This window comes from Paenibacillus sp. FA6 (assembly GCF_051550225.1).
Lineage (GTDB): Bacteria > Bacillota > Bacilli > Paenibacillales > Paenibacillaceae > Paenibacillus_AQ.
In genome coordinates this window covers 2,548,919-2,572,712 of record NZ_CP188820.1, presented here as the reverse complement: position 1 = coordinate 2,572,712, position 23,794 = coordinate 2,548,919, and the positions used below count along the sequence as shown (strand labels likewise).

26 protein-coding genes and 1 other annotated feature are annotated in these 23,794 nt (G+C 40.5%); of the genes, 23 read left to right on the top strand and 3 right to left on the bottom strand.

Annotated features, from left to right (window positions below):
* The first annotated feature begins 15 nt into the window (after positions 1-15).
* The 17 genes from ACP8HI_RS12100 (at position 16) to ACP8HI_RS12020 (ending at position 15,085) form a co-directional block, all read left to right on the top strand.
* The gene (locus ACP8HI_RS12100) at positions 16-681 is read left to right on the top strand and encodes a riboflavin synthase (protein WP_438351317.1); all 666 of its coding nucleotides are present in this window, start codon (positions 16-18) and stop codon (positions 679-681) included.
* A gap of 18 nt (positions 682-699) precedes the next feature.
* Positions 700-1,941, top strand: coding sequence for a bifunctional 3,4-dihydroxy-2-butanone-4-phosphate synthase/GTP cyclohydrolase II (locus ACP8HI_RS12095; RefSeq protein WP_438351796.1), 1,242 nt, complete (start codon positions 700-702; stop codon positions 1,939-1,941).
* A 68-nt stretch (positions 1,942-2,009) separates the two neighbouring features.
* The gene (gene ribH, locus ACP8HI_RS12090; protein ID WP_438351316.1) at positions 2,010-2,477 is read left to right on the top strand and encodes a 6,7-dimethyl-8-ribityllumazine synthase; all 468 of its coding nucleotides are present in this window, start codon (positions 2,010-2,012) and stop codon (positions 2,475-2,477) included.
* A gap of 73 nt (positions 2,478-2,550) precedes the next feature.
* Positions 2,551-3,342, top strand: a complete 792-nt coding sequence (locus ACP8HI_RS12085) for a segregation and condensation protein A (protein WP_438351315.1) — start codon at positions 2,551-2,553, stop codon at positions 3,340-3,342.
* Positions 3,311-3,916: an SMC-Scp complex subunit ScpB gene (scpB, locus tag ACP8HI_RS12080; protein WP_438351314.1), complete on the top strand. Its 606-nt coding sequence runs from the start codon at positions 3,311-3,313 to the stop codon at positions 3,914-3,916. The genes ACP8HI_RS12085 and scpB overlap by 32 nt, the downstream gene beginning before the upstream one ends.
* Before the next feature lie 385 nt (positions 3,917-4,301).
* Entirely contained in the window at positions 4,302-4,982 is a 681-nt protein-coding gene (locus ACP8HI_RS12075; protein WP_438351313.1) for a DUF2953 domain-containing protein, read from the top strand.
* Positions 4,955-5,443 carry a GerW family sporulation protein gene (ytfJ, locus tag ACP8HI_RS12070; RefSeq protein ID WP_438351312.1) on the top strand — a complete coding sequence of 163 codons (489 nt, stop codon included), beginning with the start codon at positions 4,955-4,957 and terminating at the stop codon, positions 5,441-5,443. The genes ACP8HI_RS12075 and ytfJ overlap by 28 nt, the downstream gene beginning before the upstream one ends.
* Positions 5,444-5,638: 195 nt before the next feature.
* Positions 5,639-6,772 carry a D-alanyl-D-alanine carboxypeptidase family protein gene (locus tag ACP8HI_RS12065; protein WP_438351795.1) on the top strand — a complete coding sequence of 378 codons (1,134 nt, stop codon included), beginning with the start codon at positions 5,639-5,641 and terminating at the stop codon, positions 6,770-6,772.
* 27 nt (positions 6,773-6,799) lie between these two features.
* The gene (locus ACP8HI_RS12060) at positions 6,800-7,435 is read left to right on the top strand and encodes a nucleoside recognition domain-containing protein (RefSeq protein WP_438351311.1); all 636 of its coding nucleotides are present in this window, start codon (positions 6,800-6,802) and stop codon (positions 7,433-7,435) included.
* A gap of 6 nt (positions 7,436-7,441) precedes the next feature.
* Entirely contained in the window at positions 7,442-7,975 is a 534-nt protein-coding gene (locus tag ACP8HI_RS12055) for a spore maturation protein (RefSeq protein WP_438351310.1), read from the top strand.
* Positions 7,976-8,160: 185 nt separating this feature from the next.
* A complete protein-coding gene (locus ACP8HI_RS12050) occupies positions 8,161-8,394 on the top strand; it encodes a hypothetical protein (protein ID WP_438351309.1) in 234 nt (77 codons plus the stop codon).
* A gap of 20 nt (positions 8,395-8,414) precedes the next feature.
* A complete protein-coding gene (locus ACP8HI_RS12045; RefSeq protein WP_438351308.1) occupies positions 8,415-9,155 on the top strand; it encodes a pseudouridine synthase in 741 nt (246 codons plus the stop codon).
* 125 nt (positions 9,156-9,280) lie between these two features.
* Complete coding sequence (locus ACP8HI_RS12040; RefSeq protein ID WP_438351307.1) at positions 9,281-9,808, top strand: redoxin domain-containing protein; 528 nt, start codon at positions 9,281-9,283, stop codon at positions 9,806-9,808.
* The gene (gene resB / locus ACP8HI_RS12035; protein ID WP_438351306.1) at positions 9,805-11,499 is read left to right on the top strand and encodes a cytochrome c biogenesis protein ResB; all 1,695 of its coding nucleotides are present in this window, start codon (positions 9,805-9,807) and stop codon (positions 11,497-11,499) included. The genes ACP8HI_RS12040 and resB overlap by 4 nt, the downstream gene beginning before the upstream one ends.
* Complete coding sequence (gene ccsA / locus ACP8HI_RS12030; RefSeq protein WP_438351305.1) at positions 11,496-12,752, top strand: cytochrome c biogenesis protein CcsA; 1,257 nt, start codon at positions 11,496-11,498, stop codon at positions 12,750-12,752. The genes resB and ccsA overlap by 4 nt, the downstream gene beginning before the upstream one ends.
* Positions 12,753-12,933: 181 nt before the next feature.
* Complete coding sequence (locus ACP8HI_RS12025) at positions 12,934-13,650, top strand: response regulator transcription factor (RefSeq protein WP_438351794.1); 717 nt, start codon at positions 12,934-12,936, stop codon at positions 13,648-13,650.
* Position 13,651: 1 nt separating this feature from the next.
* Entirely contained in the window at positions 13,652-15,085 is a 1,434-nt protein-coding gene (locus ACP8HI_RS12020; RefSeq protein ID WP_438351304.1) for an ATP-binding protein, read from the top strand.
* A 445-nt stretch (positions 15,086-15,530) separates the two neighbouring features.
* On the opposite strand, the gene serA is transcribed toward ACP8HI_RS12020, so the two are convergent.
* Positions 15,531-17,123 (bottom strand): phosphoglycerate dehydrogenase, encoded by a 1,593-nt coding sequence (gene serA, locus ACP8HI_RS12015; protein WP_438351303.1) that lies wholly within the window; start codon positions 17,121-17,123, stop codon positions 15,531-15,533.
* 160 nt (positions 17,124-17,283) lie between these two features.
* Positions 17,284-17,513 (bottom strand) — a binding site (T-box leader).
* Positions 17,514-17,698: 185 nt separating this feature from the next.
* Positions 17,699-18,613, bottom strand: coding sequence for a hypothetical protein (locus ACP8HI_RS12010; protein WP_438351302.1), 915 nt, complete (start codon positions 18,611-18,613; stop codon positions 17,699-17,701).
* Between the two features lie 56 nt (positions 18,614-18,669).
* Here ACP8HI_RS12010 and ACP8HI_RS12005 point away from each other — a divergent pair, with 56 nt between their 5' ends.
* The 3 genes from ACP8HI_RS12005 to ACP8HI_RS11995 are packed head-to-tail and all read left to right on the top strand — an operon-like array spanning position 18,670 to position 20,413.
* Positions 18,670-19,269, top strand: coding sequence for a CPBP family intramembrane glutamic endopeptidase (locus ACP8HI_RS12005; protein WP_438351301.1), 600 nt, complete (start codon positions 18,670-18,672; stop codon positions 19,267-19,269).
* Positions 19,266-19,595: a hypothetical protein gene (locus tag ACP8HI_RS12000; protein ID WP_438351300.1), complete on the top strand. Its 330-nt coding sequence runs from the start codon at positions 19,266-19,268 to the stop codon at positions 19,593-19,595. The genes ACP8HI_RS12005 and ACP8HI_RS12000 overlap by 4 nt, the downstream gene beginning before the upstream one ends.
* On the top strand, positions 19,574-20,413 hold the full coding sequence (locus ACP8HI_RS11995) for a metallophosphoesterase (protein ID WP_438351299.1): 840 nt from the start codon (positions 19,574-19,576) through the stop codon (positions 20,411-20,413). The genes ACP8HI_RS12000 and ACP8HI_RS11995 overlap by 22 nt, the downstream gene beginning before the upstream one ends.
* A gap of 212 nt (positions 20,414-20,625) precedes the next feature.
* Here the strand turns inward: ACP8HI_RS11995 and ACP8HI_RS11990 are convergent, their stop codons facing one another.
* Positions 20,626-21,498: a polysaccharide deacetylase family protein gene (locus tag ACP8HI_RS11990; protein WP_438351298.1), complete on the bottom strand. Its 873-nt coding sequence runs from the start codon at positions 21,496-21,498 to the stop codon at positions 20,626-20,628.
* Between the two features lie 92 nt (positions 21,499-21,590).
* Between ACP8HI_RS11990 and ACP8HI_RS11985 the strand changes: the two genes are divergently transcribed.
* The 3 genes from ACP8HI_RS11985 to prsW all read left to right on the top strand — a co-directional run bounded on the left by ACP8HI_RS11985 (position 21,591) and on the right by prsW (position 23,494).
* Positions 21,591-21,950 (top strand): hypothetical protein, encoded by a 360-nt coding sequence (locus ACP8HI_RS11985; protein ID WP_438351297.1) that lies wholly within the window; start codon positions 21,591-21,593, stop codon positions 21,948-21,950.
* 196 nt (positions 21,951-22,146) lie between these two features.
* Positions 22,147-22,761: a genetic competence negative regulator gene (locus ACP8HI_RS11980; protein WP_438351296.1), complete on the top strand. Its 615-nt coding sequence runs from the start codon at positions 22,147-22,149 to the stop codon at positions 22,759-22,761.
* Between the two features lie 37 nt (positions 22,762-22,798).
* Positions 22,799-23,494, top strand: a complete 696-nt coding sequence (gene prsW / locus ACP8HI_RS11975) for a glutamic-type intramembrane protease PrsW (RefSeq protein WP_438351295.1) — start codon at positions 22,799-22,801, stop codon at positions 23,492-23,494.
* The last annotated feature ends 300 nt before the right edge of the window (positions 23,495-23,794 follow it).

Genomic DNA, 23,794 nt, shown 5'->3' with positions numbered 1-23,794 from the left:
AAAGGAGGTTATATCATGTTTACGGGGTTAGTTGAGGAGATAGGTACGCTTCGAGGAATTACGCGAAGTGGAGAAGCAATGGTACTGCATATTACGGCTTCCATCATTATGGACGATTTGAAGATCGGAGATAGTGTATCTGTGAATGGGGTATGTCTTACAGCAACATCTATTGATAGTCAATCATTTGCCGTAGATGTTATGCCTGAAACATATCGTAATAGTAACCTGAAAGATCTCCAGATGGGAAGCAAGGTGAATTTAGAGCGTGCGATGATAGCTAATGGACGCTTTGGTGGACATATCGTTCAGGGGCATGTTGATGGTATTGGGACAATTCATCATGTGACCAAGAATCAGAATGCAGTTGTGTATGAGATTACACCAGCAAGTTCAAATATTCTTAAATTTATTATCCCTAAGGGTTCGATAACGCTTGATGGCATTAGTCTCACGGTTATCCATACGAGTGGAAATACATTTCAGGTATCGATCATTCCGCACACGTTGGCTCAGACCGTTCTGCATCATAAGCGTGCTGGTGATACTGTGAATATTGAATGTGATGTGCTTGGTAAATACGTGGATCATTTGCTTCATTATAAATCTTCAGGACAGCAAGATGAGAGTGAACACGCAGGAATAAACATGGAATCCTTAGCTCGAAATGGATTTGTGTAATTTTAGGAGGAAATGATGATGGAGAATGATATTATTTTTGATCCAATTGAAGAAGCCATATATGATCTGATGCGTGGAAAGGTCATTATCGTCGTAGATGATGAAGACCGTGAGAATGAAGGGGATTTCATTGCCCTCGCTGAAAAGGCAACCCCGGAAGTAATCAATTTCATGATTAGTCAGGGCCGTGGATTGGTATGCTTGCCTATCACTCAAGAACGTGCCGATGAATTGGATTTGAGACCGATGGTTGAACACAATACGGATAACCATGGTACTGCTTTTACGGTATCTATTGACCATAAAGATACTACAACGGGAATATCTGCTAATGAGCGTTCATTAACGGTGAAGGCAATCATGGACCCCAATGCAACTAGAGAAGATTTCCGCAGACCGGGACATATGTTCCCATTGATCGCTAAAAAGGGTGGTATTCTTCGTCGTGCAGGCCATACGGAGGCAGCAGTAGATTTGGCTCGTATGTGTGGCTCATATCCCGCAGCTGTCATCTGCGAGATTATTAAGGAAGATGGTACGATGGCAAGACTGCCAGATCTGGTTACGATCGCTCGTGAACAGGACTTGAAGCTTATTAATATCAAGGAATTGATTCATTATCGTAATGATAAGGAAAGATTAGTTAATCGTGAAGTTTCGGTGCGCATGCCAACGGATTTCGGTGAATTCCAGGCGATTGCATATACCAACGAAGTGGATGACAAAGAGCATCTTGCATTGGTTAAGGGTGAGATTGACCCGAATAAGCCCGTACTTGTGCGTGTTCATTCCGAATGCTTGACGGGAGATGTATTTCACTCTCATCGTTGCGACTGTGGACCACAGTTTGCGGCAGCACTTCGCCAAATAGAAGCAGAAGGTAGTGGTGTTCTGCTCTATATGCGTCAGGAAGGTCGAGGTATTGGTCTGCTTAACAAATTGAAAGCTTATAAACTGCAAGAGGAAGGTTTGGACACAGTTGATGCTAATCTGAAGTTAGGTTTCCCAGCTGATCTAAGAGATTATGGCATTGGTGCACAGATTCTGAAGGATCTAGGTGTACGTCAGATCAGGCTCCTTACTAATAATCCTCGTAAAATAAAAGGATTAGAAGGGTACGGGCTCGAAGTCGTGGAGCGGGTTCCTATTCAAATGGAAGAGAATGAAGATAACACACATTATTTGCATACGAAGCAAGCAAAAATGGGTCATCTAATGAAATTCGATGATATTGAGCAAGATGAAGATTTAAAACTATAATTGAGAGTTCACAAAGTCGACTTTGTGAACAACCTATATAATATAATTTGAGGGGAAGATGAGTTATTATGGCACATTATTTCGAAGGTAATTTAGTATCCGAGGGATTGAAATATGGTATAGTTGTAGGTCGTTTCAATGAATTCATAACAAGTAAGCTGCTTAATGGAGCTCTTGATGCATTGAAGAGACATGGAGTACAAGATAATGAGATTGATGTTGCATGGGTACCGGGTGTGTTCGAGATTCCACTTATTGCTCAAAAAATGGCGGATAGCGGAAAATACGATGCTGTCATTACATTAGGTACAGTAATTCGTGGATCAACATCGCATTATGACATTGTATGTAATGAGGTAGCAAAAGGCGTAGCAGCTATTAACTTGAAGAGTGGTATTCCAACGATATTCGGAGTCGTTACTACTGAGAATATTGAACAGGCCATTGAACGTGCGGGAACGAAAGCGGGTAACAAAGGATATGACTCAGCGATCTCTGCTATTGAAATGGCAAACTTGACGAAACTGTTTAAATAGTGCTTATTTAATATAGTACCCTTTAAATAAAGGGTACTATATTTTTGATTATGGTTGGCGGGAGGAATATATCATGTCTGTATTATATAAGCTGGAAACATTTGAAGGTCCGCTGGATTTGCTTCTACATTTGATTGATAAAGCGGAAATCAACATCCAGGATATCCCCGTCACAGAGATTACAGAGCAGTATATGAGTTATTTGCTGAGTATGCAGGAACTTGAGCTGGAAGTTACGAGTGAGTTTCTTGTGATGGCAGCAACGTTACTATCTATTAAGAGTAAATTATTGCTTCCTAAACCACCTATCATAGAACTTGATGATTTCGATTTCTATGAGGATGATGATTATGATCCGCGTGAGGAATTGATACAGAAGCTCATAGAGTATCGTAAATACAAAGGGATAGCCGAACATCTCCATGAACGCGAGTCGGATAGAAGCCTTATGTTTTCAAAAGAACCAGAGGATTTGGCTACATGGATGCCCACCGAATCTGTGAATCCAGTTCTGGGGTTACATACTGCAGATTTAGTAGCTGCTTTTCAGAAGGCTTTGCGTAAGGTAGTTAAGCGTAACTCTTATTCTCGTATCCATAGAGATGAGATTACGGTCAAAGACCGCATACGCGCTGTTGTCGAAGCGCTACAACGTGGGGGGAAAGGTAGTAAACTACTATTCTCCAAACTACTACATGAGGATATGGTTCGTCATGAAATTGTTGTGACGTTTCTAGCTATTCTAGAACTTATGAAGATGAAGCAAATATTGTGTTATCAGGAGAGACTGTTCGATGACATTGTCATGGAATGGAGAGGGGAAGAAGAATTACATGGAATACCCGAAATTGAAATCGATTATTGAGGGGCTTCTTTTTCTAGCAGGAGATGAAGGCCTTAGTGTAAAGCAAATTGCTGAAATTGTAGAACAACGTAATGAGTTAGTGAAAGATGCATTGGAAGAAATGAAGGATGACTTCGTACGACAACAGCGGGGATTGCAAGTGATTCAGATTGCCGGTAACTATCAGTTGGCTACACACCAAGAGCACGCCGAATATTTCGAGAAATTAGCTTATTCTCCCTCTCGTGTGTCACTTTCACAGGCAGCGCTTGAGACACTTGCGATTGTGGCTTATCGTCAACCGATTACGCGTGTGGAGATCGAAGAAATTCGTGGAGTCAAGACTGAACGTGCTATTCATACGCTTGTCAATAAGGATCTGATTGAAGAGAAAGGGCGAGCTGAAGCTGTTGGGCGTCCGATTCTTTATGGTACAACGAAATCATTTCTACATTACTTTGGATTGGCTGGCATCCAGGAATTGCCTGAGCCCTCTCTTTTTGAGAATAAGGACAATCTTGAAGAAGAGACGCAAATGCTCTTTGATCGCTTAGATGGGCGTCAATTGACACTAGATGATGTTAAAAATTCATAGAACATAAAAGTGGCTGTGCCAAAAGCAAATTAATCAACTGTGATGAAACCTAAAGTTCCCAAATGGAGACCATTGTACAGAAAAATAGCAGGTCAAGGTGCCTAACCTGATCTGCTATTTGGCATTCACTTCGATCTTGGTACCGTCCACAAAATAGTCATCCTTCTCGGAATAGAACAAGAGAAGGGAATGAGCATGGAGCGAAAAGTTTACGTTCCGCCTTTAAAGTCGTGTTCCATCCTCTAGGAATAATTCAAGGAACACGATTTTAATAGCCCATGCACATTCCCTTCCCACCCACGCTAGTAACTTCCGGAATGATTCCTATGAATAATTGCCATACTAAGAACTAAGATCAATTTCGCAGATACATGGGGGTTAATACGTGTGGATCGTTACGATAATTGTCATTGTAATCTTACTACTCATCGCTGTTATTCTTTTCTCCAAGATTAAAGTAGATGTGTGGGTGAGGAAGAAAGGGAAAGATGATGAAGTAGTATTCAAAATTAGGATGTTATATGGCTTAATCCGTCTTCATTATGAATTGCCGATGTTGAAGATTGAGAATTTGGAGAAAGGCATCAAGGTAGAAGTAGATAAGAGCAAGAACATCGGTCAAGAAAAAGAGGCACACAACGAAACCCAAGTTAATAAACGAAAAGTAGATCATTGGTTGAACGTCTTTCATCAAATTCTAGAAGCGACAGAGTCACTTAAAGCATGGTTGGAAAAGACATTGTCTCGATTGTCTATCTCTAAGCTTGAATGGTCAACGCATTTCTGTGCTGGAGATGCTGCATATACAGCGGTCGCATCGGGAATGGTATGGAGTACTAAGGCATTCATTGTGGGTTGGTTGTCACATCATGTGCAACTTAAGAAATCTCCACGTTTATTTGTTGTACCTACATTTGATGATCATCCGCATTTTACCAGTGAAATGTCTTGTATAGTACAAATCTCTTGCGGATACGCTATATATGCAGGCTTGGTACTTATCGTACGCGTGCTGAAGGTGAAAGGAGGAGTTAAAAGATGGAAGAGCATCCTATCAAAGGCTTAATGCAAACGGCAATGGAAAATCTTAAAAGTATGGTGGATGTAAACACCATTGTTGGGGACCCTGTACAGACCCCTGATGGTAGTGTAATTCTACCCATAAGTAGAGTGGGTTTTGGTTTTGCTGCTGGGGGTAGTGATTTTCATGTGGAGGGTAGTACGAAAAGTTCGGGAACTCCGACTAATGATCATCAAGATTCAAAAAAGCTACCCTTTGGTGGAGGTACGGGTGGAGGAGTATCCATTCGTCCGATCGCATTTCTAGTCGTAGGTAAAGACGGTGTGTATATTCTACCCCTCGATACTCAGACTCATATTCAAGAGAAGTTGATCGATATGGTTCCATATGTAATGGAGAAGATTCAATCTATATGCCAGAAGAGTGGCACGAAGAATAACAACAATGTTGGTTCATCTGCAACGACTGTACCTGTTCGAGACACATCAGATCACACTGTTCTTTAAAATCCTTCGACCCTCTTCCAGATCATAACGGAAGGGGGTATTTGTTTGCCTTTAATAAGTAAAGAGGGACATACCTATTTAATGAAAAGCATATACTTGTACAAGATTCCCTAGAACTAGGCCGGAGGAATGTATAACATGAACAATAAGCTCAAATATATGGTAGTAGTATGGACAATCCTTTCAGTAGTATTAATGGGTATTGAAAATGTGAATGCTTCACCAATGCAGAAGGAACTCCCCGCATTATCAACTCATGCGCAGGCTGCAGCATTAATCGATGTCACTTCAGGGCGGATACTCTACTCTAAGCAGGGCGATGATGAGCTTCGAATTGCTAGCTTAACCAAGATCATGACAGCTATTGTGGCGATTGAACAGGGGCAGTTTAATAAACCGGTTCAGGTTAGTAAGAATGCCTACGGCAAAGAAGGCTCATCCATATATCTGAAGCTTGGAGAGCAAATGACGCTTGAGAATATGCTCTATGGACTGATGCTCCGTTCAGGGAATGATGCAGCAACAGCGATTGCAGAACATGTTGGTGGGTCAGAAGAGGGATTTGTATATCTGATGAACGCCAAAGCGATTGAATTAGGACTTAAGCATACACATTTCATGAATCCTCATGGATTGGATGCGGAGGGGCATTATTCTTCTGCCAATGATTTAGCGAAATTAACCGTGTATGCGATGCATAATCCGACTTTCAAGGAAATTGTCAAGACTCCTGTAAAAAAAGCTCCTAATCCAACGGAATCCTGGGACTACAAGTGGGATAACAAAAATAAGATGCTTCGGTTCTACGAGGGCGCAGATGGTGTGAAAACTGGCTATACCAAAAAGGCCCTTCGCTGTCTGGTTAGTTCTGCTACGAGAAATGGACAACAGTTGGTTACAGTAACTATAAATGATGGTGATGACTGGAACGACCATCGGAAGATGCTTGATTATGGATTCACAAACTATCCGCTCGTAGAGATGTTTAAACGGGGGCAGAAGGTTGAAGGGCATGAACTTGTCGTTAGTCAATCGTTCTCATATCCAACTGCAGTAGGAGAACAAAGCTCAATGACGAATCGACTTGTTTTAACAGAGCACAGAAATTCAGGTGCGGATCTTTCTTTTGGACTGAGAGGCAGGATTGAGATAGTAAATAATGGAGCGATTATAGGAAGAGTACCAGTGTATTCCTTGGGAAGCCAACTTCCAGAAAAGGTTGAACCCACGAAGGATGTCATGCTACAAAATCCTGTGAATCGCAGACAGTCGAATACCTGGTTGTATTCCTTGGAGAAGGTGTTTAAGAAATTATTGTTTGTTCATTAGTATGGTATGAAGTGGGAGGTAATTGGGATGATTAATACAATCTGGCTTGCACTTATTCTGATTGGATTTGGATTTGCGGCTGTGTCTGGCAATATTGAGGTGGTTACAACAGCAGCTTTTGACGGCGCTAAGACGGGAGTCAGCGTCTGTTTTGGACTAATAAGTGTCTTGGTATTCTGGATGGGCATGATGCGAATTGCCGAAGACTCGGGGCTTCTGAACAAAATCGCAAAGTTACTAAGTCCAATCGTAAGCTTCTTGTTTCCAGATGTACCACGAGATCATCCCGCACTGGGTTATATTCTTTCTAATATGAGTGCTAATCTGCTAGGACTTGGGAATGCGGCTACCCCAATGGGGATTAAAGCTATGCAAGAGCTTCAATCACTTAATCCGGACAAAGATGTAGCAAGCCCCGCGATGTGTACGTTACTAGCTCTAAACACGGCAAGTATTACACTCATACCGACTACACTCATCGCGATTCGAATGAATTATAATTCAGTGAGTCCAACGGACATCGTGGGAACTACCTTGGTAGCAACTGCTATTGCTACTGTAGCTGCAGTTGTCGCGGATAGATGGTGTAGGAGATGGTACCTTCATAAAGATCGTACACCTCCATTGAAGGGCATTCATTCAAAGCCGGATGTGAAAGGATGATGGTCAGTGCTCTCATTCATTAATCTTATATCTGCTTGGGCGATACCTTTAATTATCGCCTTTATTCCTTTATTTGCTTTTACACGAAAAGTACCTGTCTATGAATCTTTCATTGATGGAGCGAAAGATGGATTCACGACGGCTATTCAAATTATTCCTCATCTTGTTGGAATGATGGTAGCGATCAGTGTATTCCGAGCATCAGGTGCACTAGATTTCTTTGTAGGTTGGACAGGCTCGTTTCTGCATGCTCTAGGTGTTCCGAGTGAGATTATCCCCCTAGGAATTCTGCGACCGCTAACAGGCACCGGCTCGCTTGCATTCGCAACGGACTTAATTAGAATCCATGGACCAGACTCTATGATTGGGCGTATGGCTTCAACGATACAAGGAAGTACGGATACAACATTATATGTTCTGACTGTATATATGGGAGCCGTTGGTATTCGTAATGGGCGTTATGCACTTAAAGTTGGATTGTTCTCTGATGCCGTAGGCTTTATTGCTGCAATAGCGGTTTGCCTAGTTTTTTTTGGATAGCGAATAGCCCAACCCAATTCACATCAATCTTCATACTCTATATCAGTTCACACTGTCTAGTAGAATGAGGTGAGTAAATGCCATATGAAGGTTTCATGATCCATGATTCATCATGTTCCCGAATCAATGGAGAGGGGTGCGATTTCTGGATTAGAAAGGATGCTTCCGTCATAGCTACCCCTTTGGTGACTGATTCAGAATACATTCATATTTGCTTGGAAGGACATTTCAATCTGGCCTATGAGTTGATGTCGGCGAATGCGAAACATCAACTTTTTGCGGTCAGTAAACTCATTATGGAGCTCTCCAGTTTATATCGCATTTCCCCTTTATATCTTCAACCACATTCCCAAGTCTGCCCAGGTTCACATTTTCCATGGAATCAACTTGTGATTTTTCCTGCTGATATGTATCATTAGCATGAGGTGAATTATCGAAAATGGAAAGATTACAGAAAATATTAGCACAAGCAGGGATCGCATCAAGACGTAAATGCGAAGATTTAATCGTGGCAGGTAAAGTGGAAGTTAACGGAGAGGTCGTAACTACACTTGGAACAAAGGCAGATCCCGACCAAGATATCATTACGGTAAGTGGAAGACCTATTCACAATGAGAAAAAAGTCTACATCGTAATGAACAAACCAAAAGGAGTCATTACTAGTGCTTCTGACCCTGAAGGTCGAAAGATTGTCTCTGATTATTTAAGAGATGTTAAAGAAAGAGTATATCCTGTGGGAAGATTAGATTATGACACAGAAGGTTTGATTATACTAACAAATGACGGAGAATTTGCTAATCTGCTAACACATCCCAAACACCATGTGCCAAAGACTTATATGGCAACAGTGAAAGGGGTGCCACATGGCGCGGATTTGGACAAGCTGAAGGCAGGGATCATGCTCGAGGATGGAATGACTGCTCCAGCAGAAGTTGAATACAAGGATATCGATACTGCTAAGAAAGAGGCAACGATTTCCATTACGATATATGAAGGTCGTAATCGTCAAGTTCGGAGAATGTTTGAAGCGATATCGCATCCCGTTATTAAGTTGAAGAGAATTGCTTTTGGTGATCTACTACTACAAAACCTGAAACGGGGATTATTCCGCCATTTAACGAAAAAAGAAATTGAAGAATTAATAAAATTGGCCAAATCCCCCAAATTACCGAAAAAGTAATGATAAAGGTCACATAAATTTCAAAAACTACCGCCACATTTATGACAAAGTTCGTTATAATTATTCATAGGATGTTCACATGAAGTGAATTCATTATGACCAATGTCATAGAGGAGGTTTTGAAATTGGGTAAATCGAGAAAAAAAGTCCAGGTTGTTATTTTGCTTCTGATCTTCATTCTCGGAGGATATGCCATAATCTCTAACGTATATGGATCAGGAGGAAAACCTGAGGTCGGTAATAGTACCCCCTCTTTTAATTTATTAGGATTGGATGGTAAGGTTCATAACCTTGATGAATATAAAGGGAATGCTATGGTCATTAATTTCTGGGGAACATGGTGTAAGCCATGTGTTAAGGAAATGCCTGCACTTCAATCACAATCTGAGAAGTGGAAGGATAAGAATGTCGTTGTGATCGGTATTAATGCGGGTGAGGATCTCATGTCTGTTGAGAATTTTGTGAAACAGGCCAATATTAGCTTCCCAATCTTGCTGGATCCCAATAGAGAAGCTGTTAGAAGCTATGGAATCTCCCCGTTACCCACAACGTTATTCGTATCATCGGATGGGATTATAAGGAATATCCATTCCGGAGAACTCGATCTAGGTACTTTAGATTATGAAATCGAACAGTTGGTGAATACTCGATGATTAAAGATTTACTATCATTTCAGAATACGAAGTGTGAATGTGGTCATCAGAACCCCGTGGGCACGGTTCTATGTGAAGCCTGTGGTATGCCCTTAAGTAAGGAAGATCAAGAGTCTGAAGAGTTATTAGAGATGAGATATGATGGGATGGCCCGTCGCTCTCAACGTAGTAGGCCCAATTTTATTGATCGCATTTGGAATTTCTTTAGCTCGGTAAAGATTGCTGTATATATGATTATTCTTACTTTGCTTGGTTCGATGCTAGGAACTATCTTTCCACAAGAGAGTACGTTCTTAAATATAGATCCAGCGAAGTATTACCCTGCGACATATGGAACGGCTGGAACCATTTATTATAAGTTAGGCTTATCACATACGTATGAGTCTTGGTGGTTTGTCTTACTGCTTGTCATGATTGGTGCTTCGCTCATCATTTGTAGTCTAGATCGTGTGTTGCCCTTATACAAGGCACTTTCGAAACGAAAGATTCGCAAGCATATGCAGTTTATGACTCGTCAGCAAGTAGTGTATCAGACAGAATTAGAGGATGATGACGGAGAAGAATGGATTAATAGGATCGTGGTACCTCTTAAGAAAAAAGGATATCGTGTACATACCGATGGAAGTGCTTTACTCGCAGAGAAACAGCGCTTTAGTCGATGGGGACCCTATGTTATTCATATTGGATTAATTATTTTCTTACTGGCGATACTTGCTCGTGGACTTCCTGGCTTAAATATGGATCAGCATTTATCTTTTCCTGAAGGAGAGAGTGTACCCATTCCAGGCACATCTTACTATTTAGAGAATGATAAATTTACTGTAGAGTATTACACAGAAGATGACTTGCCTGATGAATTTAAGGGGAAAGGGAAAATACTCCCTAAGTTATTTGAAACTCAAGCGATTCTTTATGAATGTACCGCGGATTGCAATGACCCCTCTAAGGAACCTCTGCTTGTCGAAGTGGACCGTCATCCGATTAAGGTGAATGATCCTTTGAATTATAAGGGGCTCATGGCGTATCAATTCGATTTTGACATGACACCGATTTTAAGATCCGTTACACCATCCTTGGTCGAGACTAAGACAGATGAGGTATTAGGTCAGTTTAAATTAGATATTCGTAATCCGGAGCGGAGTTATCAAGTAGGGGAGTACAATCTTAAACTAGTAGAGAGATATATGGATTTCGGGATGAATGAACGTGGAGAGCCGATATCGATATCTCCAACTGCAAATGCCCCAGCATTCCTATTTGTGATTAAGGGTCCTAGTTTACCAGAAGAAGGTATTAACTATTTTTATTTTCCTAAACAGGTGGATAAGCAACGATTCCAGCAAGATATCATTAATCAGAAACTAGCTGGAGAATATAATATGCTCGAATTGGACGTGCAAGGCATGAGTAACGTCGACTTCTCCATGTCGACAACGTATTTAAATATTCGGATAGATAAAGTGATGCCATTTATTTGGATAAGTGCTGCAATCATTATGCTTGGACTAATTCTCGGGTTCTACTGGCAACATCGTCGGATATGGATCCGTATCGATGAAAGGGCGTTAACCCTAGCGGGGCACACGAACAAGAATTGGTTCGGTATCCGGAGGGAAATTGAAGCACTCTTACGAACAATGAATATTGAAGTGGATGAGAAGTCCCTAGATAATGGAGGAAACCGAGCATGAATCTTTTAGATGTCAGCAGTATATTTTTCACTATTGCGTTCTTGGTATATTCTGTAGCATTCATAATGTACGGAATAGCTATTATGGGACGTAATTGGAGAAATCGTGATCCGATATTGCACACGAAGAAATGGGGGAAAGTCTCATTTTGGGCGTCCTCTTTGGGATTAGCAGCTCATTTGACTTATTTCTTCATCCGCTGGGCTGGTTCAGGGCACATCCCTGTCAGTAATATGTTTGAGTTCATGTCTACTCTAGCTATGATGATTATGATCGCTTACACTATTATATATCTCATATATAGAAAAACGGTTTTGGGACTTTTCTCTGTTCCTATTGCGATACTTATTATGGCGTACGCCGCTGTATTTCCACAGGAAGTTCAACCGCTAATTCCATCGCTTCAACACTGGTGGTTAGCAGTTCATGTAACGATGGCTGCATTGGGAGAATCATTCTTTGCGATTGGTTTCGCGGCTGGATTTATGTATTTGCTTCGAACAGTTGACTTCAGTAGTCATGACAAGAAAGAACGGCGCCAACAGCGTGGTGTAGAATTTACGTTCTTTTCTATCATTATCCTTATTGGCTTTATTATTGCTACTTTTGCTTTCCGGGCAGGTGGATATGAATCCGTATTTACACAAGAACATGCTATTAGTAGTAAAGATGCTACGACGACGATTTCCCGTGTGGAGTATAAGTTACCTCCCATTGTATCGCCGCATGATAGTTCGGTAGAGAGTTATCAATCCTTCCTTGGGATGGATGCCCCTTTATTTGAGGCACCATCGTGGATGAATGGAATTAATGCCGGTAGAAAGCTGAACACGGTTATTTGGGCAGTATTGGCGGGTATCGTACTATATGCATTGATTCGTCTTATTCTTCGCAAATCGATTGGACGTGCTGTACATCCTTTACTCAAAGGGCTTGATGCAGATGATCTTGATGAGATCACATACCGTTCAATCGCCATCGGGTTTCCAATCTTTACTCTGGGGGCGCTCATCTTTGCAATGATGTGGGCCCAAATTGCATGGGGACGTTTCTGGGGCTGGGATCCGAAAGAAGTGTGGGCGCTCATCACATGGTTGTTCTATAGTGCCTATTTACATTTAAGATTGTCACGTGGATGGCAAGGACGTAAGTCTGCTTGGCTTGCTGTTCTAGGCTTTATTATCGTTATGTTTACTCTAGTGGGAGTTAATCTAGTTATCGCTGGTTTACACTCCTATGCAGGCACGGACTGAGTCATTCTGCACAGATTTAATGGTCATTTCGGAATCCGTTTCACATTTGATGTTGAATGTTGAAACGGATTTTCGTTATAATTGTCTTTTAAGAGAGAATCATGGGTAAGTAGTCTAAGTATCCGTGAAATGTGGTTTCACCAAGAGGTTCCTAAGTAGGAAAATTAAGGGGTTGTTGATGATGTCAGATGAATTAATTCGGATCTTGGTAGTAGATGATGAAGAAAGAATTCGGCGATTGCTTAAAATGTATTTGGAAAAAGAGGGATATGAAATTGACGAAGCTGAAGATGGAGAGATAGCTCTTCAAAAAGCGATGTTAACAGATTACGGTCTGATTATTCTAGATCTAATGCTTCCGGGTATAGATGGAGTTGAAGTCTGCACTCGTTTAAGACAAGTGAAGTCAACTCCTGTCTTAATGCTGACAGCAAAGGGAGAGGAAATAAACCGTGTACAAGGTTTTGAAGTTGGAGCAGATGATTATGTCGTTAAGCCATTTAGTCCGCGTGAGGTTATTTACCGTGTGAAGGCTATTTTACGACGCTCCTCTACCACTGCTTATCTAACGAAAGATGGTTTATCAAATAATGATATCGTATTTCCACATTTGGTCATTGAGCATGATGCTCACCGCGTTACTGCTGGTGGGGAAGAAGTCAGTCTCACTCCTAAGGAATATGAGTTGTTGCATTATTTAGCGACATCTCCTGATAAAGTATTCTCTAGAGAAGAGCTGTTAAAAGATGTCTGGAATTATGAATTCTTTGGGGATCTACGTACAGTGGATACTCATGTCAAACGATTAAGAGAGAAGTTAAATAAAGTATCACCAGAGTCAGCGACTATGATTACAACAGTGTGGGGCGTTGGTTACAAGTTAGAGGTCGCGAAATAAATTGAATTTATGGAGATCTCTTGTCGGTAAACTGTGGATTACTATTATATGCTTAGTCGCTTGTGTGCTTATTACTCTGGGTTTATTCTTGTTGCCATATATTGACACAAACTTTGCTAACTCTGGTGATATTAAACGTTTATTCACCTATACATCTCTTGTTGGTTTTTCTATGACGACTTTTTTCGGGTTATTCCTCCTTACTAGAATTACTCAACCGATGCAGAAGTTAATTCGGGCTGCCGATGCCATTCGCAAAGGGGAATATGGAACACGAGTATCCGTTGAAGCAAGTGATGAAATTGGAGAGTTAGCCAATACATTTAATCATATGGCCGCAGAGCTTGAAGATAACATTCGTAGCCTCAATCAAGAGAAGGAACATTTATCTAGTGTTCTAAGGAGTATGAGTGATGGGGTGATTACCTTTGATAATTCGGGTAAAGTCATTTTGACCAATCCACCAGGTCATCGTATTTCTGAACTTTGGCGAAGTATTGACTGGGATTACGAGTCTGCGGATAATCAACGGGAACGGACCTTAGAAGTACCACAACCATTAGATGAATTATTTAATATGACGCTTAGTGGAAGCGGAGATTGTAGTACATTAGTGCATGTTAAGAAGGACGTATGGTCCGTGATTATGACTCCATTGTATTCGGATAATGATATTCGCGGAGCAGTAGCTGTGATGCGTGATGTGACGGAAGAGGTTCGCTTAGAGAAAATGCGTACTGATTTTGTAGCAAATGTATCTCATGAAATCAGAACTCCGTTATCGATGATGCAAGGTTATAGTGAAGCATTATTGGATGGAATGGCAACCTCTCCTGAAGAAAGCCGAGAATTGATCCAAGTGATCCATGATGAGTCGCTTCGGATGGGTAGAATTGTCAAAGACTTGCTAGTTCTAGCTCGTATGGAAGCTGGGCATGCCGATATAGCGATGAGCATTGTGGACGTTGATGAACTGCTTGAACGTATTTATCGTAAATTCTTGGTTCGTTCAAAAGATTATAATTTGAATCTCTATTATGAGAAACTTTCAGATGATTTGGACATACAAACGGGGGATGAAGATAAGTTAGAACAGGTCATGACGAATTTACTTGATAACGCATTCCGTCATACACCTACTAGTAAAAGTGTATACATTGTAGCTGAACGTGTTCAAGGTGAACATACCTCATATTTGCAAATACAAGTTAAAGATGAAGGTGTTGGGATTCCGAAGGAAGACATACCCTTTATTTTTGAACGATTTTATAAAGCAGATAAGGCGCGTGTTCGTGGGGAATCTGCGGGTACCGGGCTTGGACTTTCTATCGTCATGAGTATCGTTGAGGCCCATCATGGCAGTATCAAAGTTACAAGTGAGTTGGGGGAAGGTACTAATTTTATCGTAAGGATTCCTGTCGAATATCGGAAATAATGAAATATGTTTGGAGGACACCTCTTTTTTGAGGTGTTTTTTTGTAGAAGAAGAAAGATTAATCTTGTTCTTCGTGGAACAAATGGACCATGTAAGGGGATCGAGCTCTCACATGGTCTATTTACTGTCCTCGCACGTTGCATAAGGAATCCAATGTGTTTGACTCAAATGCTAGCCTGTGGACGGTGGGGCCGTCTCAAATGATCTATTGAAAAAGTCCACACGCGTTAGTATAGGAGATCGCTATGATGAAGGATTGTCCTTACGATCGCGGAATCAGAAGGAGTCATTCGTCCTAGTTACTTGTTCAGATGATTGTCATATCCGTCATCGTAGCGGTTTCCTACACGAATGTTCATCAAACACTTAAAAATAAAGAAGAGCATAAAAAAAGACAACGTTTCATTTAGAATGAAACGTTGCCTTTTATCTGTTCAGAATAAACTTAATCCAGAACAATTTCAAGAGCGGTATTGATCTCTTGTAGAGCCACAAGTTGGATTAAGACATCTTTGGATACAGCCTTATCTACAGTAATGATCATAAGGGCAGCACCACCAACAAGTGTACGACCCACTTGCATGGAGGCAATATTGACATTGTTCTGACCAAGGAGGGTACCTACGTGTCCAACAATGCCTGGTTTATCGTTGTGTGAGATTAAGATTTGATTTCCTCCAGGAGCAATGTCAACTGGGTATTGATCGAGCAATACAATGCGTTCTCCATAACCTTGAAGTAGCGTACCAGCAACAAGACGATCTTGATTGTTTTGCGTTTTTAGAGTGACCGAAATAAGGTTAGTGAATCCTTTCGTTTTCGGTGCTTTGGATACGACAATATTCACATCACGTGATTTGGCAAGGTGAGTACAGTTAACAATGTTCACTTCGTTACCTAAGTGGTGTGAAAGAACACCTTTCACAATATATCGTGTTAATGGTAATGTATCCACATCAGAGAGATCACCTGCATAGTCGATATGAATTTCACTAATGGCCTCATTCGCAATTTGTGCCGCGAAGCTCCCTAGTTTCTCACCAAGAGAGAAGTATGGCTGAAGCTTTTTCATAACACTAGCTGCAACTGGTGGAATATTAACCGCATTCTTAAATGGTTCGTTACGTAGGATATGCAGAATTTCTTCAGATACATCAATGGCGACATTCTCTTGAGCTTCAATGGTGGATGCACCTAAGTGAGGTGTAACAATAATTTTAGGATGGCTCAAGAAAGGATGATCACTTTGTGGTGGCTCATGCTCGAATACGTCGAAGGCCGCGCCTGCAACAATTCCTTGATCAATAGCTTCAACTAAGGCCATTTCATCAATGACACCACCGCGTGCACAGTTGATGATTCGCATTCCTTTTTTCATGACTTCGAATTGTGGGCGTGAAATCATATTACGAGTTTCTGGCGTCAATGGTGTGTGGACGGTCATGAAATCTGCATTCAAGATGATGTCATTCACAGAAGCTAATTGCACTCCCATTTTCTCAGCACGGTCTGCAGTCAAGAATGGATCAAATGCGAGAATATCCATACCGAATGCTTTAGCGCGCTTGGCCACTTCGCTTCCGATTCGACCCATACCAAGTACACCTAATGTTTTACCACTAAGTTCTACGCCAATGAAAGATTTACGATCCCATGTGCCAGCAATTGTTTTGGCATAAGCCTGTGGTATATGACGAGCTAGCGCCATCATCATAGCAAAGGTATGCTCACAAGTCGTGATCGTATTTCCATCGGGTGCATTAATAACAACGACCCCTCGTTTTGTAGCGGCATCTAGATCGATATTATCTACACCAACTCCTGCACGTCCCACAGCTTTTAAATTCGTGCCTGCTGTAAGAATTCGTTCAGTTACAGTAGTCTGGCTCCGAACTAATAGCGCATCATATTCACCGATGATAGCAACTAATTCATCTTCACTTAGACCAACTTTCTTTACAACGGTAACATCACTTGAATCCATTAATTTCTGAATCCCTAGGTCACTGATTGGATCCGATACGAGTACTTTAAACATGGTTTCTTTCCTCCTTAATATTCTAAAGCAGTAATATAATTTAGGTTTATGTCTAATTATGACATATAACCGCAATACCATGTGTTAGTGAAGCAACGCGTTGCTTCGTTAAAGGTTTGGAAGTAACAAAAAAACCCCCAATCCGCATACTACTTGCGTAGTAAGGGACGAAAGTTGTTCGTGGTACCACCCTAATTCACTGCCAATATCTCAGCAGCCTCATATGGTCATCTAAGAGACCATAACTGATAACGGAGTTAATCCGATTGCACCTACTTATCTTCAATGCAATTTCTCAGGAATGCTAAGACAGGCTCTTGCCATCGGTTTTCACCAAACACCGACTCTCTGAAGACGTTAAACATGTCTTTTTTCCATCATCGATTTCTTGAACTTAATTTTTCATAATGTATCATGGCGTCATAAGTGTTGTCAATAGCATGATCTGTCAATTGTCTGTTAATCGTCTGTTTACTAATTAATAAGGAGGAGTGAACTTGAATTCCCCCTTATTATTCGTTATGCTTCTTCATACTGGGCTTGTCGAGTCATCCATGTTAAAGCTGACAGCATTATTAGTCATAAAAGAAAGATAATTGAGGAAGTAGTTCTTGGCTGTAATACTTTACCTTCCATTTCTTGAAATCATTCTCTTTTACAGCGTCAGTATTATTCAGTAAATTAATAATCGATTCTACGGAAGTAAGCTTCATAGAATCGGCATTACCTGATTGGATCATATGATCTATTCTGGCGGTCATATCTTGTGGATCGTATGCTACATACAATGACTTATTCAATAATATGGAAGATACAGCTGCGTTCTTTACAATTAACGGATAGCTTTCCCATAGGGAAAAGGAAGGGTTTTGGGTGAAATCATACTCTTTAGAAAGCGTTGAATCTACCTTGATACTCCACTTGATCATGGAATTATAGTATCTTTTTTGACCGAGAAGGCCATAATTCACGCCATTCTTATATAAAGTATCTTGTTTCAACTGCTTCATTAATACTTCGCCATTATGTATACTTGAAGATAAGGAAGTGCTATCTGCAGCATTTCCGAACAGACGAATACTCTTAAGAAAATCCGTTTGTGCTTCCTGAAGCAATGGTGAAGAGGAATACATCGTTGTCTTGATTATGGCGCTGTACTTCTCATCAGCAAGAGTGCGAAGTTGCTTCAGAATTTCATTGATTTTTGTTGCATCTTCGGTGCGACTAATTTTGTCAATCTGCAGGACCCATTCAGATTTGAATTCTCGATAGGGTAGAAATACGGTATGATAGAATGTAACTAAATCCTGTTGCTGATATGAATCACTGAATTCAGGTGAAGAGGGTGCGAGTTTTTGCTGTTCATATTTGGATTCTATTTTGTTAGCTCCCAACTTGACGCCCGACAAGAAAGCCGCAGATATCAAAATAAGTACAAAAATGAATGTTAAGCTACAATACAATTCAATTCGTGAGGAACCTTTTTTCATAATTAAATTCTCCTTTTGATAAAAGATAAGACAAAATATAGGACAGGCAGGACGAAATGAAAAAAATCAAATTTAAAATACCAAAGATAAAAATCAAACAAGTATCCCCGGATCAATTGACCGATCGGTTGTTACTGATCAATCTTTACATAACGCAAGCCCTTACTTTATTTATCGGCATCATGTGGTTATTTTTTCAGAAGAGAAGTGTAATTGAGCTCTTTTCTTTGCAACAAAATGACAACTTTATGGCATGGGGGTTTGGATTAGCTGGTTGTATGCTCGTTATCGACTTCTTTCTATCCAGAATTATGCCTGAATCCGCGATGGATGATGGCGGTATTAATGAGATGCTGTTCGGTAAACGTCCGGTATGGCATATTATTTGCATAGCTGCAATAGTAGCTATTTGTGAAGAATTATTATTTCGTGGGGCGATCCAGTATGCAATCGGACCTTATTGGACCAGTATTATATTTGCGGCGATTCATATTCGTTATTTGAAGCATTGGCTTCCTACAGGATGGGTATTTCTCAGTAGTTACGGCTTAGGATTTATTTATATTCAGACCGGCACATTGTGGGCTCCAATACTATGCCATTTCTTAATAGATCTGATATCAGGCTTACTGATTCGATTCCGGAGGGAAGAATGAGTACTAGATTAAGTAGGGTGGAAACACAGAAGAAGCGTCGACTTGAGGGGAAAATGGAGAAGAAGCAGTGGAAGAAAGTATGGCTTCCGTTGGCTTTGCGTAAAGATGAAGTAAGACGAGATTCAGTGTATAACTTATCAACGGATGAGCCTACGCTAACTGAGGATGATAATATTCCTTCCCGGTTGGAAACTTATAACTCGAATAATGCTAAAATCAGCAGAATCTTTCTGAATACACTTATTTTTCTGTTCGTGATGCTAACCGTAGGTTTATTGTGGTGGGGATTAGAAGATGCACCACCATGGAAAGAGATTTGGAGATGACAGCTTTCATCTGGGCATCAGGTTGTGTTGCTGTGATAGGGTTATTTCTTGTTTGTTATATGTATAATGAAGCAGTCCGTAACCACATTATTCCAATTGAAATTGGTATGAGCAGACTCCCAAGCTCATTTGATGGGAGTGTCATTCTCTTTATTACGGATATTCATCGCAGGAATTTACCAAGGGATCTATTGATGGCTTTAAAAGGTCAGGTTGATTGGATACTTCTTGGCGGGGATATGATGGAGAAGAATGTCCCTCTCTCACGTGTGGAAAGAAATATGCGACTATTATCGAGTGTTGCTCCTGTGTACGCGGTACATGGTAACCACGATTACAAAGCAGATGTCTTATCTCTGGATAGTATTCTTATACAGTGTGGAGTGGAATTGTTAATAAATAAAAATGTTAGATTAGAAAAGAATGGATCTCATATATGGTTAACGGGAGTCGATTATCCTCATATTCGTAAAAGGTCATATTCAACTCTGCCGAAGCTACCTTCAACTGAAGCGAATACTTGTCGCCTTGTACTAGTACATGATCCTGCATGGATTAATCGTTATTCCACAAAACCAGCTGATCTGACATTAGCCGGGCACACTCACGGGGGGCAGATAGATCTTCCTTTTTTTGGTCCTGTTCATTTAGATAAACATTATCGAGATCTTCCCAGTGGCACCTTTCAATGGGAACAACCGAATGCGCTTATAAAAACAGCAACAATATTTATCAGTCGCGGGTTTGGATATCGACACCTTCCTTTGAGATTTCGTTGTCCTGCTGAGATTAATCTGATTACGTTACGGTCCAAGTAGAAACGGCTTCGCCGTCCTTTTTCAAGAAGCTTGTGCTTCCGATGCTAGCGATACTTCGTATCGCTTTAAGATGCCCGTTTCAGTGGAAATATAAGGATTAGAGTATCAAGTGAAGCTCATACTTCCTTATATTTTAAATAAAAGGGGACATCCTGTAAGTTCAGTACTGAACTTACAGGATGTCCCCTTTGCATATTTCAATCATCAAGGATTTAACGCATTTGCAATTCAATGCTTCGAGGATCTACAAAAGAGTATCCTCTTCCTTCAAGTTCTGTTAACAAAGCTTCCAAAGCTTGGACAGTCCATGGCAGTTCATGCATAAGAATGTTACTTCCGGAGTGAAGTTGGTCGGTAACGTTCTTAATGATGGCTTCTGTATGATTTGAATCAGAAGATTTCATCTCCCAATCTAATGAACCATTGGACCAATTCATATATAACATCCCATTGTCTTTTGCAACTTTCTTAGCGACATCTCCTCCTGCACCATGTGGAGCACGAAAGAATACAGGCGTTTCTTGAGTGATATCTGACACCGCTTTTTGAACATCTTCAATTTGTTTTTTCACTTCTGCTTCGGGTTTGCTCTTCAAGACAATATGATCCCAGCTATGATTACCAATGATTTGCCCACGGTCATGAATAAGTTTCAGCAGATCTGGATTTTCTTGGACTCTATATCCATTCACGAAAAAGATAGCTTTCGCTTGATGCGTGTCTAGTGTGTCAATCAGGCTATTGATCATACCAGCATCTTTAGGACCATCATCGAAAGTGAGCAAAACAACTTTTTTTGGTGTTCCTTCATCGTTAGGAATAATGTCATAATTTTTGTTCATATGATATGTCAATTCAATGATTGGTTCTTGTACCGTTGCTGAGGTACTGGGTTCCTTTTCGATGAGTGTCGGTACTTTCTCTCCTGTAATAAGATTTGAATTAGGTGTAACTTTACTTGTCTCTTGTACTTGGGACGCTTGACCTTGATTTGTATCAGAATTCGATGATCCTTCGTTCGAGTTACCACAAGCACTAAGTAGAAAGGTACAAATAAGAAAAAGCGTAGTTATTGGTTTCGTCATGATGCCATCTCACTTTCCTGTAATTAACCGTATGAGTCTTTAACTTTATGCAAATACTAGCGTTGATTCTATCATATAAGGAGGTTATACATGTGAAAATTTCGTCACTTTTAACGGGTATTGTCATTGGTGCTGCAGCAACCAATATGATGTCCAAGAATGCTCAGAATGGCTCTATAAGTCACATGGCAGACAAGGCAAAAGGAAAAATGATGGATTTCACAATGATGGGCATGAATCTAGGTAGTGATCGTGAAAGTGAAGGACCCACGGGGGGCCTCACCCACAATTCAACGTATGAGACAACCGCCACATCTGGATTACAGACACAGACCGATTCGAAGGAATCCAATATGAAGATGCTTAAAGATTTCATTAAAGAAAATCCAGAGGTCAAATACGAAGTGGATATGATTCTTAAAGAGACAAACACAGTTATATCAGGTTTATAAGGAAAAGTGAACTGAATTTAGAATCATTTAATGGGCAAGATATGTCCAGGTTAAATGGTTCTTTTTTTTTATTTTTTATAACGTGCATTTATGAAAAGAAAATGATACGATACTTACATAAGAACTATTTTCAGCACAATTAAAATGAGACATCATATTTTGTTATATCTCATTGCTTGCAAAGGAGGATCCTGTCATGAAAATAGAACGTTTAAGTCCAGATAAGATACGGATTTTCCTAACGTTTGATGATCTTAGCGAGCGTGGCATCCAAAAGGAAGACATGTGGCAAGAAATACCGAAGGTCCATGAACTGTTTACTGACATGATGGATCAAGCATATAATGAAGTCGGTTTCGATGCTACAGGGCCTTTAGCTGTCGAAGTGTTCGCCTTGCCTGCTCAAGGCATGGTTGTCATCGTGACTCGAGGGAAATACGATCATCATCAATATACTAATCACTCTGAAGATGAAATTCTAGAAGATGTATATGAGATGGAAGTGACACTCGAAGAAAGTGATACTATTGTATATGCTTTTAACGATTTTGAAGTACTGATTGAAGCGGCTCATGTTCTTCGAGGAAATATTACAGAGGCTGGAAAGCTGTATAACTATAATGGTAAATGGGTGTTGTATTTAGAGCCTGGAGATTTGGACGAGGATAAACATCCATCATTGATTGCTGTCTTGGCCGAGTTCGGTGAGTCTATTTCAACCACGGAAGCGGTTCTTGAGGAATATGGTAAGATTATTATCCCAGAAGATGCGGTTCAAGTGATTTGTCACCATTTCGCTCGTCAGGAATAACATCATATCATTTATAGTTTGAGATGGAGGAGTAAGGGTGCTATTGTTTTCAGTTATTGCGTCTGCAGTGGCGCCGGGTATTGCTTTGCTTACATTTTTCTATCTGAAAGATAAATATGATGCCGAACCAATTCATTTGATTATACGTATATTCCTGCTGGGGTTGCTCATTGTGATCCCGGTTATGATTGTGCAGAGGGGATTGACATGGGGATTGGGTGAGCATCCTCTTGTTCAATCATTCATCATCTCTTCGGGTGTTGAGGAGTTATTGAAATGGATTGTTCTGTACTTTATTATTTATAACCATGTAGAGTTTGACGAGCCTTATGATGGCATTGTATATGCTGTAACGATTTCTCTTGGTTTTGCAACTGTAGAGAACATCATGTATGCCTGGTATAGCCAAGCTTCCATAGGGACGATGTTTATAAGAGCATTGCTGCCCGTTTCGGGTCATGCCTTATTTGGAGTCATTATGGGCTATTACTTCGGGTTAGCTCGCTTTCGTAAAGAAGGGAATCCCAGGCGTTATCTTGTCTACTCGCTCTTGATACCTTGGCTCTTTCACGGAACGTACGATCTTATATTAACAACTATAACGGATTATTGGGTATGGCTTATCGTTCCTCTTATGGCGATTTTATGGTATGGAGGCATGAATAAGGTAATACGAGCGAATAATAGTTCACCTTTTCGTTTCCAAAAGAGGGAAGAAGAGGTTAATACATGAGTATGTTGGACACACTTGATCTGATGAAATGACGTTGACGTCATTTAAAAGAGGAGGTGTCTTTTTTTTGCGTGTAAAAGTAAAAATTGTATGCCAAGAATGTGGTGAGTGCTTTATTCTAAGCGGCCGAAAAGTACAGGGCAAAATTGAAACGGGCTTTAAACAGTGTGTTTGCGATAACCAACAGCACTTTGAATTGGAAGAGCAACCGTATTGAAATGGTGGATTATCAGGCCCTTTTAGCACTTGGTTTGACATTTGATTACGAAAGACTTCGTAATCATGCATAAGACTTCTTTC